Source organism: Bacillus sp. BK450 (genome assembly GCF_004364885.1).
GTDB classification, from domain to species: Bacteria; Bacillota; Bacilli; order Bacillales; family Bacillaceae; genus Bacillus; species Bacillus safensis.
In genome coordinates, this window is record NZ_SOBQ01000002.1 from 40,935 (window position 1) to 56,834 (window position 15,900).

Consider the following 15,900-nt stretch of genomic DNA (forward strand, 5'->3'; position numbering starts at 1 on the left):
TAAGGATGCTTGAAGAAAATTCGTATTTAAAGGCAGAGTGAAATGAATGGGAACCTTTTTTAATGAAATTTTAACCTGGCTGACAAGCCTAGGTTACGCGGGTGTTGCACTTGGACTGATGATTGAAATCATTCCGAGTGAAATTGTACTTGCCTATGGCGGATATATGGTATCAACAGGCACAATTGGTTTTGTAGGAGCTGTGATTGCCGGCGTCATCGGTGGTACGCTCGCCCAGTGTTTTATTTACTGGATCGGTCTGTACGGCGGACGACCTTTTTTAACAAAGTATGGAAAGTATTTATTCATCCATGAACACCATATCGCGACTGCAGAGCGCTGGTTTGATCGATATGGAACCGGTGTAGTCTTTACCGCCCGCTTTATCCCTGTTGTCCGTCATGCCATCTCGATTCCAGCGGGTATTGCCAAGATGCCTTTTTTGAAATTTGTTTTCTTGACAGGATTAGCTGCCATCCCTTGGTCTATCTTATTTATCTACCTTGGCATGCAGCTTGGGACAAAATGGGATCATATTCAAAGTGTTGCTCATGCTTATACAACCCCTATTATGATCATTGCCATCATCCTGATTGTTCTCTACTTTGTACTCAAAAAAATTCGGACGAATCGAAAACGGACAATCTAACAAAAAAGCCTTTCACTGATCTGGTGAAAGGCTTTTTTTTATATGTGTGCTGATTGTTTTTTCATATATTGGGATAATTCTATAATCATTGCTCCCATTCTCTCAAGTGACGGGGCAAGAATTCGGTCTATTCCTTCTTCTTTTAAAGCTTCAGCCGTAACTTTTCCGACAGCTACTGCAAGCACATCCTGCTCGAATAATGCTTGCAATTCTTCTTTTCTGCCCCACTCTGCGGCTAGTTTGAAAAAGGCGTGGACCTGGACAGCGGTTGTAAAACAGACGGCATGAACTTGTCCATCTTTCATTTCTTGCAGCAGCGTTTCAGCTGCCTCTGGTTCAGGAGGTGTGTGCTGATATGGTAAAAGCGGCAAAACATCTGCCCCCTTGTCATGTAAAAACTGAATGAGAGCTGGTGCATTTTCACCATGAAGCTGCACCATCACGCGTTTGCCTTGAAACTCCTTGTCTTCAAGCTTTGAAATCAAGTCACGAACCGTTCCGTCTTCATCAGAGACCTCTGGCTGAATTCCGCGTTTTTTCAGCGCAGCAAAGGTTTTGTACCCTCTTGAAGCAATATGTGCGTTTGATAGAATGTTCATAAATTCTTTACCAAGCTGCAGCTCTTCTGCACTCTCAATCAATGTATCTGTACCAATGCCTGTTGTCAAGATCACCCAGTCGGCCCCTTGCCTCACAAAGGTTTCTATGCCTGGCTTTAAATCCTCTTTGGCTAAAAATACGGTTCCTTGAAGAGAGCGAATAACGGCTTGTCCTCCTTGTTTTTCGACAAGTGTACGCATTTCTTCTGTTTTTCTTGTTCCACAAATGGCAATCGTTTTTCCAGATAAGCCTTTATTCATGTTATCCCTCTTTTTCTATCACATTTGATATGTATTAAATATAGATTTATTTGGAAGACGATGCAAGTGTCTACTAAAAAAGAGCTTGACGTTTCTATCGAATTCGAGTATCTTTTGTAAGTGCAAATTGTAGGAGGTCATTATGGAAAAACAGAATGTTCAAGCAATTCGATTATCAATTGCAGACCCAACACCACTTGGTTTGTTTGGTTTAGCAATGGTGACGCTCGTTGCGTCCTCACAAAAACTAGGAATCACAGATGGCACTTCCCTTATTTTACCTTGGGCTATCTTCCTTGGAGGAATCGCGCAGCTGATCGCGTCCATACAAGATTCAAAGCATCATAATATTTTTGGAGCCACTGCTTTTGGCGCATTCGGTCTTTTCTGGATGGGCGTTGGAACAACTTGGCTCATTCAAGCCGGCGTCTTTGGGAAAACGCTTGCGGGAGCAGCAGATCCAAAGCAGCTAGGCTTTGCGTTTATTGGTTATTTGATTTTCAGCTTGTTTATGACGATTGGTGCAATGGAAACACATAAAGTGTTATTTTTGATTTTCGTCTTTATTGATTTCTTATTCATTGGTCTTTCCCTTAGCACTTTTGGTGTGATGTACGATGTGACTCATACCATGGCTGGTATTGCAGAATTGATCATTTCCCTGCTTTCATTTTATGGTTCTGCAGCTGTTGTTCTTAATACACATTTTGGCCGTATTGTTCTGCCAATCGGACAACCATTTCGCATTTTTACAAAAGCTTAAATAAAAAAAGAACTGCTCTGTGCAGTTCTTTTTTTATGTTTATTTTTCTTGTGCCTCTTGAAAAATCTCTCCGATGATTTCATACGAGCGCATTCTTTCTTGATGGTCAAACATATCTGAATTAATCATCACTTCATCTGCTTGAGTAGCTTCTATAAAGGCTTCTAATTCTGTTTTCACCTTTTCTTTATCCCCAATGATAGTCGAGCTTAATTGTTCATCCACCATCGCCTTTTCATATGGACTCCAAAGACCGTCCATGCTGTCGACAGGCGCCTTCAGTTTTCCTGGTGTGTTGCGAATGAGACTTAAAAACCGCTGATAATGAGAGGTTGCCAAATATTCAGCCCGTTCTGTTTGATCTGCAGCAAAAACCGTCACACCGACCATGGCATAAGGCTCTTTTAATACATCAGAAGGTCTAAATGACTGTCTGTACAACTCTAACGCGGGAATTGTATTTTTAGGTGAGAAATGTGCTGCAAAGGCAAATGGCAAGCCAAGTTCTCCTGCAAGTCTAGCGCTAAAACCGCTTGAACCAAGGAGCCAAATTGGAATGTCCAGGCCTTCTCCTGGAACAGCTCTTACATGTTTTTTAACCTGTCCGGTCGGTTTGAAATATTGACGAAGTTCTTCAAGCTGCTCAGGGAAATCTTCTCCGTTATGAAGATTACGTCTAAGCGCTCTTGCTGTTAACTGATCTGTCCCTGGTGCTCTGCCAAGACCTAAATCAATTCTCCCTGGATACAATGTCTCAAGTGTGCCAAATTGTTCGGCAATGACAAGTGAAGAGTGGTTTGGCAGCATAATCCCGCCAGATCCTACTCGAATTTTTTCGGTTCCTCCCGCAATATATCCAATTAAAACAGACGTTGCAGAGCTCGCTACCCCTTCCATGTTATGGTGTTCTGCCAGCCAGTATCTATGATAACCCCACTTCTCCGCCTTCTTTGCTAAATCCATACTACGATCAAAAGATTCTTTAATGGTACCTCCTTCTGTCACTGAGGATAAATTTAAAACGGAATAGGCTTTGCCTTGTAAAACTGATTGACTCATATATGATGTCCCCATTTCTGTCAAAAATCATACTATTTCATACTTTCAACACCATAACACAAATCAATGAAAGATTTAAATGATTTGATTCGATGATTTTCGAAATGATGATTTTCTAGGTTTTACTTCCAATTTGAAAATTTGCACATAGAATGAAATATCAATTCTAGGAGATGGGCAATTTGTACAATCAATTCGAACACAAATGTCCCTTTTGCGGTAAATACCATGAACAGCCTCATTACAAAAGATCACGTCATGACCGTCCTCGAAAAAGAGACTGTCCATTCATTAAACAAGAATATTCAAAACAAAATACATCTCAAGGGAATCAACCTTGCCACATTGCAAAAGGAATAAAACAATCAAAACAAAATCAAAGAGCTGGACCAAGAGGCCCGGCAGGCCAAGCAGGTCCCCCTGGACCAACCGGACCTACTGGACCTGCTGGCGGGTTAACCGGCGCCCTTCCTTTTAATCCCTCACAATCACAAGATTACGATGCAGGGCAAGTGGTCACGTTTGATGGCAGTACTTACATTGCCAATGTTGACGCTCCATCAGGAATACCTGGACTCTCCCCCGACTATACCCTTTTAGCTGCTTCTGGAGAAACCGGTCCTACGGGTCCTACTGGGATCGGATTAAGTGGTATTGAAGCCTATGATCCTGTTATGGCACCAACATATTCAGTCGGTCAAGTGGTCACTTATGGTGGTGGTACGTATATTGTGGATTCTGCACCACCTTCAGGTACGCCAGATACGTCGCCAGATTACACACTTTTAGCAGCACCAGGTGAAACTGGACCTACCGGGGCTACAGGGATCACTGGAACAACTGGCCCTACCGGCGCCACAGGGATCACTGGATTAACCGGACCTACTGGTGCTACAGGTATCACTGGAGCAACTGGTGATACGGGTGCCACGGGGATTACTGGGTCAACTGGACCTACTGGTGCCACGGGGATTACTGGGTCAACTGGACCTACCGGTGCCACGGGGATTACTGGATCAACTGGGCCTACTGGTGCCACGGGGATTACCGGATCAACTGGACCTACCGGGGCTACTGGGATTACTGGGGCTACCGGACCTACCGGTGCCACGGGGATTACTGGAGCAACTGGACCTACTGGCGCAACGGGGATCACTGGAGCTACCGGACCTACTGGTGCCACGGGGATTACTGGAGCTACCGGTCCTACTGGTGCCACGGGTAGTACTGGATCAACTGGTCCTACCGGCGCCACGGGGATCACCGGATTAACCGGACCTACTGGTGCTACAGGTATCACTGGAGTAACTGGTGATACGGGTGCCACGGGGATTACCGGATCTACTGGTTCTACCGGTCCTACTGGTGCCACGGGTAGCACTGGATCAACTGGGCCTACCGGCGCAACGGGGATTACCGGATCTACTGGAGATACGGGTACTACAGGCAGCACTGGACCTACTGGTCCTACTGGGGTGACAGGTATCACCGGATCAACTGGAGATACGGGTGCCACGGGGATCACCGGATCTACCGGGCCTACCGGCGCCACTGGGATTACCGGATCAACTGGACCTACCGGGGCTACAGGTATCACTGGGGCTACCGGACCTACCGGTGCCACTGGGATTACTGGAGCTACCGGGCCTACCGGCGCAACGGGGATTACCGGATCTACTGGAGATACGGGTACTACAGGCAGCACTGGACCTACTGGTCCTACTGGTGCCACGGGGATTACTGGAGCTACCGGGCCTACTGGTGCCACGGGTAGCACTGGATCAACTGGGCCTACCGGCACCACTGGGATTACCGGATCTACTGGAGATACGGGTACTACAGGCAGCACTGGACCTACTGGTCCTACTGGGGTGACAGGTATCACCGGATCAACTGGAGATACGGGTGCCACGGGTAGCACTGGACCAACAGGACCTACTGGTGCAACGGGAATCACCGGATCAACCGGACCTACTGGTGCAACTGGTATTACTGGGTCAACTGGAGATACGGGTGCTACAGGTATCACTGGTTCAACAGGTCCTACCGGGGCTACAGGGATTACTGGGGCAACTGGAGATACCGGTGCCACTGGGATCACTGGGTCAACAGGGCCTACTGGCGCAACGGGGATCACTGGATCAACTGGTTCTACCGGTGCCACAGGTAGTACTGGATCAACTGGACCTACTGGCGCAACAGGGATTACGGGAGCTACTGGGCCTACTGGTGCCACAGGTAGTACTGGATCAACTGGTCCTACTGGTGCCACGGGGATTACCGGATCAACTGGTTCTACCGGTGCCACGGGGATTACCGGATCAACTGGAGATACGGGTACTACAGGCAGCACTGGACCTACTGGTCCTACTGGTGCTACTGGTGCTACTGGGATTACTGGAGCTACCGGGCCTACTGGTGCCACGGGTAGCACTGGATCAACTGGGCCTACCGGCACCACTGGGATTACCGGATCTACTGGAGATACGGGTGCCACGGGTAGCACTGGACCAACAGGACCTACTGGTGCCACGGGGATCACCGGATCTACCGGGCCTACCGGCGCCACAGGGATTACCGGATCAACCGGATCTACTGGTGCCACTGGGATTACTGGAGCTACCGGGTCTACTGGTGCCACGGGTAGCACTGGGGCAACTGGACCTACCGGTGCCACTGGGATTACCGGAGCAACTGGACCTACCGGCGCTACAGGTATCACTGGGGCTACCGGACCTACCGGTGCCACTGGGATTACTGGAGCTACCGGGCCTACCGGCGCAACGGGGATTACCGGATCAACTGGAGATACGGGTACTACAGGCAGCACTGGACCTACTGGTCCTACTGGGGCTACTGGGGCTACAGGTATCACTGGAGCAACAGGGCCTACTGGTGCCACTGGGATCACTGGACCTACTGGTCCTACTGGTGCCACTGGGATTACTGGAGCTACCGGGCCTACTGGTGCCACGGGGATTACCGGAGCAACTGGACCTACCGGCGCTACTGGGATTACCGGACCAACTGGTCCTACTGGGGTGACAGGTATCACCGGATCAACAGGGCCTACTGGCGCAACAGGGATCACTGGAGCTACCGGACCTACTGGTGCCACTGGGATTACTGGACCTACTGGTCCTACCGGCGCCACGGGGATCACTGGATCAACTGGGCCTACTGGTGCCACTGGGATTACTGGACCTACTGGTCCTACCGGCGCCACTGGGATTACCGGATCAACTGGACCTACTGGCGCAACGGGGATCACTGGAGCTACCGGACCTACTGGTGCCACGGGGATTACTGGAGCTACCGGGCCTACTGGTGCCACTGGGATTACCGGAGCAACTGGACCTACCGGCGCTACTGGGATTACCGGACCAACTGGTCCTACTGGGGTGACAGGTATCACCGGATCAACAGGGCCTACTGGCGCAACAGGGATCACTGGAGCTACCGGACCTACTGGTGCCACGGGGATCACTGGATCAACTGGGCCTACTGGTGCCACGGGGATTACTGGACCTACTGGATTAACTGGTCCTACTGGTGCCACGGGGATTACCGGATCAACCGGATCTACTGGTGCCACGGGGATTACTGGAGCTACCGGGCCTACCGGCGCAACGGGGATTACCGGATCAACCGGATCTACTGGTGCCACGGGGATTACTGGAGCTACCGGGCCTACCGGCGCAACGGGGATTACCGGATCAACTGGACCTACTGGCGCAACGGGGATCACTGGAGCTACCGGACCTACTGGTGCCACGGGGATTACTGGAGCTACCGGCGCTACAGGTATCACCGGACCAACCGGACCTACTGGCGCTACCGGTGTTACTGGTGTCACTGGGGCTACTGGGGCTACTGGAACAGGTGGTTTTACGGATACAGCACTTTATGCTGCTAATAGTTCTGGATCTACCATTATCACTGTAGCTAGTGGAACGAATATTCCTCTGCCGAATTTACAAAACATTACTAACTTTACCGCAAACGGAACGAGCACTGTTTTTACCGTTTTGCAAACTGGTAAATATTATATTACGTATCAAGTCAACACCACAACAGCTCTTTTAATTAATACACGTTTGCTTTTAAATGGAGATACTGTGCCTGGTTCTGTTCAATCACCGGTTATCTCTACTTCGTTTCTCAATAATACTTTAATCGTCAATATAACAGCTGGAAGCACCATTTCACTGCAGTTTTTTGGGGCAGTTGTCACAGCTATTTTAGTTGGCGGGGGCGGTGCTGCAGGTGCTACCTTGACCATCATACGGCTCAGCTAAACTAAAAAAGAAAGGCTTTCTCAGCCTTTCTTTTTTATATCTTCTATTACAGTTATACAACGTTCAATATCATGAGATTGTAAAAGGTGAAAAATAGATTGGATGATTGAAAGCTCTAAATTCCACCATTCTAATAACTGCAGTTTTTCGATTATTTCGGATGAAAATCGATATTTCATGAGCTGCTGGGGATTTCCTGCGGCAATTGCATATGGCGGCACATCTTTTGTGATTACACTATTTGCTCCGATCACGGCCCCGTTTCCTATACATACTCCTGACATAATCGTTGCACCATATCCAATCCATACGTCATGTCCAATATGAACATCCCCCTTCGATTTGGGATGTCCTTTAATATGGGCAGCTTCTTTAAAAATTTGATTAAACGGGTACGTTGTGACCCAATCAGTACGGTGTTCCCCGCCTAGAAAAATTTTCACCTCGTTTGCGATAGAACAAAACTTCCCAATATGTAATGTCGTTCCTTCCCCCCACGTCAACACTTGGAAATCTGGTCCGGCATAAGAAAAGTCACCGATATTGTACGAGCTTAGTTCACTTCTTTGATTCAAAAACATAAAAGATCCGGCCTCCTTAAAAGTGAGAGATCTTCGTATGTATATGCTGCTTTACGCTTTCACATTATGATTGAACAAGCGCTACAATTTGTTTTTTCTTCCATACGAGCTGATAGTAGCTGTATTGGAGGAGTAAGTTCACAAAGAACGCAGCAGGGTAGCCAATCCATATTCCCTTAATGCCAAGGGATGTATAGTGTGATAGCACATAAGCGACTGGTACTTCTACAAGCCAAATGGAACAAATACTAAAGATCGTTGGCCAAAGAACTGTCCCGCTTGCTCTCATTGTGGCTGCAACAATTTGGGCCGTTCCAAAAATGAGATAGCTCCATAGTGTAATGACGACCAAACTATAGGCAATGTCTATCGTCTTAGGATCTGTTAAAAAGATAGATAAAATCTGCGGTGCAAAAATATAAACGAAAATAATGATACATCCGCCTATGGCAAAGTTAAGTCCTAACCCAATTTTAATGACATCTTTCAGTCGATTCATATTCCCTGCACCAATGAATTGTGCTGCAAAGATCGAGACCGCAATGCCAAGACTCACTGCCGGCATCTGCACATAACTCACGACTTGATTGACAACACCATAGGCAGCTGTCGCCTGTGATCCATAATCGTTGACGAAAGAAATAACGGCAATTTCTGATAAAGAAATAAGGATCATATTAATGCTTGATGGGATACTAAGCTTTAATAACGTTTTTAATAGATCCCCTTTCATCAATAAATGCTTTCTCACCGATGCATCAATGCGAAGCGGGTGCTTTGTCTTATATAAGTAGATATGTAGAATGATAAACGTCACAATTGTTGAAATCACAGAAGCATACGCAGCGCCATATAAGCCGAACGCCGGCAGTCCCAGCCAGCCAAATAATAAAATGGGCAGCATCAAAATATTCGTTGCCGTACTAATCATTAAGAAATAAAAAGGTGTTTTCGAATCCCCTGTTCCCCTCAAGAAGGTCGTATAAACAAAATAAAGAAATAAGATCGGCATTGAGATGAATAGAATTCTGGCATATGCCGCACTTTCCTCCACGATATTAGCGGGTGTTCCCATGAGGTTTAAGATATCAGTTGCGAAAAAACCTCCAATGATCGCTAAAGATACTCCGATTAAAAAAGTGAATGAAAGCGTTGTGCCAATAATTTCTTTTAATTTCTGTTCATTTTTTGCTCCATACGCTTGTCCAATAAGGATCGAGCTCCCCGATCCAATGCCAATGGAAAAAGAAACGAGTAAAAAGAAAAGCGGAAAGAATGCAGAAATGGCAGCTACTGCATCCTCTCCAATCCATCTTCCGACAAGAACAATAGACACTAATTGTCCGATCGATTGCAAAATATTACTTAGCAAAAGCGGGATGAGAAAAATGGACATGGTTTTTACTAAAGATTGATTATTATCTAACGTCATGATGGTTCTCCTTCTCTCTCTAAATCTAAAGATTCTCAGCAAGTATGCTGACAATACGGTCTTCTATCTCTTTCCCTTTTTCGTCATCAACAAGGTGATTTAATAAGATGGAAAAAGCGAGCGTTTTTCCGCCCTGCGTGTCAATATATCCAGAAAGTGTGCTGACCGTTGTTAACGACCCTGTTTTTGCACGTACTTTTTCTAGTGTAGCTGGTTCCTTCAATCTGTTCCTTAACGTGCCCCCCACCATTCGTTCACTTGCCCCTGCTAAAGGGAGCGCATGTTCATAGGTTTTAAACCATTTTTCCTTTTGAATGTTTGTCAAAAATAAAGTGAACTGGTTAGCGGAGACAAGGTTAATAGGTGATATCCCCGATCCGTCACGCAGCACTGCAAGCGAAGGATCGATGCCAAACGCAGGAAGCCGTTCATTCATGACATCCAGCCCAGCTTCAAAGCTCCCTTTGTTCTTCACTTTTTTGCCTAGTTCCTTTAGCAAAATTTCTGCATGGGTATTGTTGCTTAATTTCATCATAGGAACAAGCAGCTCTGATAATGGCATCGATGTATGGGAAGCAATTTTTTTGGCTTGTTTAGGAACTTGTTTTGATTTCAGCGGTCCCTTTACTTGAATCCCTTCCGCCTTTAACGCTCGTTTCATTAAGTCTAAAGCATAGGCAGCCGGATCCCATAAAGCTACCCATTGTTTAGATGAGCTTGCTTTAACCGGAATGGTTCCAGTCAACGTTATCTTGTTGGTTCCATGAGAGCGCTTAAAAGAGATTTTCTTTTTTCCGCCTTCTGGAACTGTTTTCACTTGATTGATGACTTGAGCGACATCCGTTTGCGGAATCATATCATAGGCGGCTTTCTGTCCTGCTTTTTTCCCTGGTTTTACTTCGAGAATCATGGTCCCTGCATCATAATCTAGATTCGGTGAAGCAGTGAGAGCAGAAATTTGTGCACCGTAATATTGATCCTCATCACTCCAAGGCAGGTCAATGGAGTATCTCGTGTCATCAAACCAAGTGTCATCTGCTGCAAGCTGTCCGCGAATGCTATGTATTCCGGCCTTTTTGACTTGTTTGGCAAGTGCTGCAAAATCCTTCTCTAATAAAGTCGGATCGCCGGTGCCGCGAAGATAAAGGCTGCCATGTAACGTTTTCTTTCGAATGGAACCATCCATCCAGATGTCTGTAGGGAATGTGTGTGTTTCTCCAAGTATATCAAGTGCGATGGCTGATGTGAGCAGTTTCATATTAGAAGCAGGAGTAAGACGAATATCGGCTTGATGTTCATAAAGAAGAGAGGTGTCAGAAGTATCGCGGACGCTGATGCCAGAGATCGCGCCCTCTAAATCAGGTGCTGTTCGTATGAATTCGTCTAAAGCTGTCATCCATTGAAGTGAATCGTCACGAGCTTTGAGTTGTTCATCTTTCGCTGAAAAAGGGAGAAATAAAATCGACAGGATACATATTTGTAAAAACATGAGCTGTGAAAAACGCTTCACGCAATCCCTCCTTTTTGTTGCAGCCAATTTTAGAAGAATATGTTCATTATACACAAAAGAACGTTTGTTCTCAAAGGTTTTTTAAACAGAAAAGTCAGCTTTCTTTGACGAAAACTGACAAGCCCTTTACCTCTTTTCTGGATTCCAGCCATCGGCTCCGCCAAGAACAGCCTGAACTGTGATTTGACTTGCTTCATTTTGGGTTAAAATGGTTGACCATTTTACGCGGTTTGCTGGACTGCTTCCTGCTCCTGTCGATCCAAATTCTTTGTACCTGGCTGTTCTTTCGTTGTCACGGTTATCCCAGTTATGCCATCCCTCGGCTTTTATATGGTCATCCATTTTTGTATGGAGGAATGTCACAGCCGAATAAGGTCTCCACGGACGTCCTAAATAAACCGATTGCGCAGCTGCCGTTCCCTTTTTCAACGTAGAATCTATGAATACATAGCCGTACCTTTGTGCTTCTGTTGTGGATGCTGCAGTAATATACCCATTTCCAAGACTTTTTATTTCAGCTCTTTTAAACACAGCTGTGGCTGATCCAAAAATAAAATCGACCGTGCCTTCAATATAGCAGTTTTCGTAATATTGCCGCCCAGTGCCTGTTGCATAAAGTGTATCTTGATAGCCTAACACACGTATTTGTTTAAACACAGCCCGGTCGCCAGACACATACAGTGCAACTGCCTGACCCGCATGTCTGCCAGCTGTATTTTGAAAGGTGATATTTTCTGCATAAAAATCGTTTGCACGAATCATTGTGCTTGAGCTGTTTGTTGTACTCCCAGTGCTTGCATTTGTATCATCATACGTAAGAATCGTCTTGTGCTGGTTTTCGCCAATAAAGGATACGTGTGGTTTATTTTGCGGAAGCAATATTTTTTCTTTATATACGCCATTTTTAATATAGATCGTTGCCGGTTGTTGATTGTTTGCTGGAATCGCATCAATGGCAGACTGAACGGTGCGGTATGTCCCGCTTCCCTTTTGATCAACGACAAGGACGCGGTTATGCCCGGCTTCTGCTGCTTGAAGTGAAGCTGGGTCAAAAAGAAAGAAAGACAAGACCATGACCATCCATATGTTTCTAAATTTCATCACATATCTCCCCCTCATTTTGTGAACGTTTTCATCAAACATTCTTTTTGATCCTATTCCGTACACGCACAAAAAAACACCCACGTTTTTATGTTGTGGATGTTTTTTTAGACTTTTCATATTGCATCGCATAAATCCCTTCATTTTCAATCCATTCACAAAATAGAACGTCTCGATAAGAGGAAATATGCTGCTTTTTTAATTGCTCATTCAGCCAAGATTCATCAAAGCCGGCTTCTTGAAGATCTTTTTTTAAAATTTCGCCGTCAATAATAAACGTTCTAGGCAATTTCACTTCTTTTCCCTTCACGTTCACATCTTCGGCTGTGGCTGGGGCGTATTTCATTTTCGGAAGAACGCTGACAGAGCCGTCCGTTTCCAAAATAGCATATTCAATTTCATTCAGGGCAAAATGGCCTTTTCCTCGCACCAGTGTCTGCAGCTGATTGATATCAAGCATATTCTTCTTCAACCGATTGTAGCGAATCTTCCCCTTATCAATCACAAGAGTAGGTCTTCCTTCTAAAAAAGCGCGAATGGATTTAAAGCGCTGTGAAAGCCATTCAACTGTATAAATGAGAACGCCCCATACTGCAACAGCAAACAAAATGTGCTGAATCCTGACTTCCGGATCAAAAATAGCGTTTCCGACCATTTCGCCTAAAATTAGTGCAGAAATGAAATCAAACGGTGTGATTTGTGCAAATTGTGTTTTCCCTAATAATTTTGTAATAAAAAATAAAGCGAAAAATCCGATTAAGAGTTCAATCAAAATATTAACGAACGGCACAAACATTCCTTCCTTTCTTGCTGCATTTATATACAGCATATACATGAAAGGAAGGATCTAAACCATTTATGAAGGCAATAAAATAAAGACATTGTCCCCTTCAACGAATGTTTCATATGTTTTAACGCATCCGTGATCTGGTGCTTGTACGTTTCCTGATGAAAGATCAATTTTCCAATCATGCATTGGACAGAAAACGTGATTCCCGCTCACCATGCCTTCAGCCAGAACGCCGCCTTTATGAGGACAGCGATTTTCAATGGCTTTGAACTGCTTATTAGAAGTTTGAAAAACAGCTAATTCAAGTGTACCGACTTCAACTGTTTTCCCTAGCTGGAGCGGAAAATCTGATAGGGTGCCAATGTGAACTTTAACAACTGAAACTGTCATATGATCTCATCCCTTCAATTGATTTATACGGAAGCCGTCGCTTTTTGAAATAATTGTCTCGTGTCTTTTTGGCTCTCGCGAAGCTCCTGCCAAGGCTCTTCATATGTTGAAAGCGCAATGTCCATTCTTTCGATTAAGGCTGCTCGTTTTTCATCATCCAGGAGTACTGATTGAATATGATCTAACCCAAGTCGCTCAACCCAAGCAGAGGTTCTTTCTAAATAATTTGCCGTTTCTCTGTAATATTGCAGGTATGCTGCGGCCATTTGCTCTACTTCTTCTGCTGTACTGACCTTCATTAATAAATTTCCAGCCCGCAAGTGCGTGCCGCCATTTCCGCCGGCGTACAATTCAAACCCTCCATCTATCCCCACGATACCGAGGTCTTTAATTCCGGACTCTGCACAGTTTCTCGGACAAGCAGAGACGGCCATTTTTACTTTATGCGGTGTCGCAAGACCTTCAAATTTCTTTTCAAGTGCAATTCCAAGAGCCATGGAGTCCTGCGTGCCGAACCTGCAAAATTGTTCTCCAACACATGTTTTAACTGTTCTTAAAGATTTCCCATAAGCATAACCCGATGGCATATCTAGATCCGCCCACACTTTTGGTAAATCTTCTTTTTTGACACCTAGAAGGTCAATACGCTGACCGCCAGTCATTTTCACAAGCGGTATTTCATATTTGTCGACGACATCGGCTATTTTCCTCAAGTCATTTGCATTGGTGACGCCGCCGTACATTCGCGGAACAACTGAATAGGTACCATCGTTTTGAATATTGGCATGCATCCGTTCATTTACAAAGCGTGAGCTCTTTTCATCTTTGTATTCAAGTGGATAAAGCATGCCTAAATAATAATTCAGTGCAGGTCGGCATTTTGAACAGCCCTCTTCTGTATTCCAGTCAAGTACATTCATTACTTCTTTGACATGCTGCAAGCCTTTTTCTTTGATTTCATGAATGACTTCATCTCGTGAAAGAGTGGTGCAGGCGCAGATGGTTTCTTTTTGGGCTGTCCGGCTTGCATCCTCACCTAGCGTATGCCAAAGAATCTCTTCGACAACAGGCTGACAGCCTCCGCAAGATCGTGAGGCACTTGTACATTGCTTGACTTCCTGAAACGTTGTTAAGCCTTCTTTCTGAATGGCTTCTACAATTTGCCCTTTTGACACGCCATTACAGCCGCAAACGATATGGTCGTTTGCCATGCTGTCAATCGTGCTTTCTTGCGCCGAATCATTGGAGGTTAAGACAGATACCTTCTCCATATCCGACATATCTATTCCTTCTTTAATGTACGAGAATAAACGAGGTCCGTCGCTTGTTTCTCCAAACATGACGGCGCCTACTAATCGGTTTTGCTGGAAGACGAGTTTTTGATAGATGCCTTTTTGTTCGTCAAAAATTTTGATCGCCTTTTTCTCATCGTTTTCAATAAAATCACCAGCTGAAAATACATCAACTCCAGATACTTTCAGCTGTGTTGACAGAACAGAGCCTTCATATGGAGCAGGGTTCAAGCCGCATACATGCTTGGCAAGTACAGTCGCTTGATCGTATAAAGGAGCAACTAATCCGTACGTTTGTCCCCTGTGTTCCACACATTCGCCGACGGCATAAATGCCCGGTACACTTGTTTCCATGAAATCATTGACAATAATACCTCGGTTCACTTCAAGCCCGCTTATTTCTGCAAGCATTTTACTTGGTTTAATTCCCGCAGCCATGACGACTAGGTCTGTCTCAAGTGTAGTGCCGTCTGAAAATGATAATCCTTCTACTCTTGTATCTCCTAAAATCTCATTTGTCTGTTTTCCAAGCAGGAATTTCATCCCCTGTTCTTCTAATGCTTTTTGAAGAAGCTGGCCTGCAATAGGGTCTAGCTGGCGTTCCATTAAATGAGAGCTGAGATGAATGACATTCACTTCCATGCCTAAGTTTAATAGGCCGCGTGCTGCTTCAAGCCCAAGGAGTCCGCCTCCGATGACTGCTGCTTTTTTGTACATGGTAGAGGCATTGACCATTTCCTCAGTGTCTTGCAATGTACGAAAAGCCGTTACGCCTTTTTTATCACTCCCTGGAATTGGCAGGATGAATGGAAGGGACCCTGTTGCTAAAATCAATCGGTCATAATTCACGGTCCGTCCTTGATCACTGGTGACTGTTTGGTTCTCTGTATCAATCTTCACAATGGTCTCGTTTGTAAACAGCTGAATATTATGCTCTTGATACCAGTTCCAATCGTTTAACGTAATATCCTCGACCTTCGTATCTCCTTGAAGAACTTTCGATAAAAGAATTCGGTTATAGTTAGGATGCGGTTCACTCCCAAATACCGTCATGTCGAAGCGTTCGCCGTCTGTTTTTAAAATGTTTTCAAGGCTTCGAATGCCCGCCATACCATTCCCCACTAATACGAGTTTTTCTTTCATGAATAAACACCCCTCATGTGATCATTTTTTAG

12 protein-coding genes are annotated in these 15,900 nt (G+C 45.2%); 3 read left to right on the forward strand and 9 right to left on the reverse strand.

The window, feature by feature from the left end:
- Positions 1-46: 46 nt before the first annotated feature.
- On the forward strand, positions 47-649 hold the full coding sequence (gene uptA / locus EV579_RS05295) for an undecaprenyl phosphate transporter UptA (RefSeq protein WP_133744089.1): 603 nt from the start codon (positions 47-49) through the stop codon (positions 647-649).
- A gap of 38 nt (positions 650-687) precedes the next feature.
- Here uptA and EV579_RS05300 read toward each other — a convergent pair whose 3' ends face one another.
- Entirely contained in the window at positions 688-1,509 is an 822-nt protein-coding gene (locus EV579_RS05300; protein WP_133744090.1) for a uroporphyrinogen-III synthase, read from the reverse strand.
- 142 nt (positions 1,510-1,651) lie between these two features.
- On the opposite strand from EV579_RS05300, the gene EV579_RS05305 reads away from it, so the two are divergent.
- Positions 1,652-2,272, forward strand: coding sequence for an acetate uptake transporter (locus EV579_RS05305; RefSeq protein WP_024425703.1), 621 nt, complete (start codon positions 1,652-1,654; stop codon positions 2,270-2,272).
- 39 nt (positions 2,273-2,311) lie between these two features.
- Here the strand turns inward: EV579_RS05305 and EV579_RS05310 are convergent, their stop codons facing one another.
- Entirely contained in the window at positions 2,312-3,331 is a 1,020-nt protein-coding gene (locus EV579_RS05310) for an LLM class flavin-dependent oxidoreductase (protein ID WP_024427753.1), read from the reverse strand.
- A 173-nt stretch (positions 3,332-3,504) separates the two neighbouring features.
- Here EV579_RS05310 and EV579_RS05315 point away from each other — a divergent pair, with 173 nt between their 5' ends.
- Positions 3,505-7,629, forward strand: coding sequence for a beta strand repeat-containing protein (locus EV579_RS05315; protein WP_133744091.1), 4,125 nt, complete (start codon positions 3,505-3,507; stop codon positions 7,627-7,629).
- Positions 7,630-7,649: 20 nt separating this feature from the next.
- On the opposite strand, the gene EV579_RS05320 is transcribed toward EV579_RS05315, so the two are convergent.
- The 7 genes from EV579_RS05320 to nirB form a co-directional block, all read right to left on the reverse strand.
- Positions 7,650-8,210, reverse strand: coding sequence for a CatB-related O-acetyltransferase (locus EV579_RS05320; protein WP_044333005.1), 561 nt, complete (start codon positions 8,208-8,210; stop codon positions 7,650-7,652).
- Between the two features lie 64 nt (positions 8,211-8,274).
- Positions 8,275-9,642, reverse strand: coding sequence for an MATE family efflux transporter (locus EV579_RS05325; RefSeq protein ID WP_044333002.1), 1,368 nt, complete (start codon positions 9,640-9,642; stop codon positions 8,275-8,277).
- 25 nt (positions 9,643-9,667) lie between these two features.
- Positions 9,668-11,152, reverse strand: a complete 1,485-nt coding sequence (gene dacB, locus EV579_RS05330) for a D-alanyl-D-alanine carboxypeptidase/D-alanyl-D-alanine endopeptidase (RefSeq protein WP_133744092.1) — start codon at positions 11,150-11,152, stop codon at positions 9,668-9,670.
- A 126-nt stretch (positions 11,153-11,278) separates the two neighbouring features.
- Complete coding sequence (locus tag EV579_RS05335) at positions 11,279-12,253, reverse strand: pectinesterase family protein (RefSeq protein ID WP_133744093.1); 975 nt, start codon at positions 12,251-12,253, stop codon at positions 11,279-11,281.
- A gap of 88 nt (positions 12,254-12,341) precedes the next feature.
- Entirely contained in the window at positions 12,342-13,049 is a 708-nt protein-coding gene (locus EV579_RS05340) for a DUF421 domain-containing protein (protein ID WP_208300730.1), read from the reverse strand.
- A 60-nt stretch (positions 13,050-13,109) separates the two neighbouring features.
- Positions 13,110-13,433, reverse strand: a complete 324-nt coding sequence (gene nirD, locus EV579_RS05345) for a nitrite reductase small subunit NirD (protein WP_044332990.1) — start codon at positions 13,431-13,433, stop codon at positions 13,110-13,112.
- Between the two features lie 23 nt (positions 13,434-13,456).
- The gene (gene nirB, locus EV579_RS05350; RefSeq protein ID WP_133744095.1) at positions 13,457-15,868 is read right to left on the reverse strand and encodes a nitrite reductase large subunit NirB; all 2,412 of its coding nucleotides are present in this window, start codon (positions 15,866-15,868) and stop codon (positions 13,457-13,459) included.
- Positions 15,869-15,900: the final 32 nt, after the last annotated feature.

Bases quoted from the DNA above. Each gene is read 5' to 3' on its own strand.
- EV579_RS05340 (WP_208300730.1), bottom strand. From the start codon at position 13,049: ATGTTTGTGCCGTTCGTTAATATTTTGATTGAACTCTTAATCGGATTT.
- uptA (WP_133744089.1), top strand. From the start codon at position 47: ATGGGAACCTTTTTTAATGAAATTTTAACCTGGCTGACAAGCCTAGGT.
- EV579_RS05320 (WP_044333005.1), bottom strand. From the start codon at position 8,210: ATGTTTTTGAATCAAAGAAGTGAACTAAGCTCGTACAATATCGGTGAC.
- EV579_RS05300 (WP_133744090.1), bottom strand. From the start codon at position 1,509: ATGAATAAAGGCTTATCTGGAAAAACGATTGCCATTTGTGGAACAAGA.
- EV579_RS05335 (WP_133744093.1), bottom strand. From the start codon at position 12,253: ATGAAATTTAGAAACATATGGATGGTCATGGTCTTGTCTTTCTTTCTT.
- nirB (WP_133744095.1), bottom strand. From the start codon at position 15,868: ATGAAAGAAAAACTCGTATTAGTGGGGAATGGTATGGCGGGCATTCGA.
- EV579_RS05310 (WP_024427753.1), bottom strand. From the start codon at position 3,331: ATGAGTCAATCAGTTTTACAAGGCAAAGCCTATTCCGTTTTAAATTTA.
- nirD (WP_044332990.1), bottom strand. From the start codon at position 13,433: ATGACAGTTTCAGTTGTTAAAGTTCACATTGGCACCCTATCAGATTTT.
- EV579_RS05315 (WP_133744091.1), top strand. From the start codon at position 3,505: ATGGGCAATTTGTACAATCAATTCGAACACAAATGTCCCTTTTGCGGT.
- EV579_RS05325 (WP_044333002.1), bottom strand. From the start codon at position 9,642: ATGACGTTAGATAATAATCAATCTTTAGTAAAAACCATGTCCATTTTT.
- EV579_RS05305 (WP_024425703.1), top strand. From the start codon at position 1,652: ATGGAAAAACAGAATGTTCAAGCAATTCGATTATCAATTGCAGACCCA.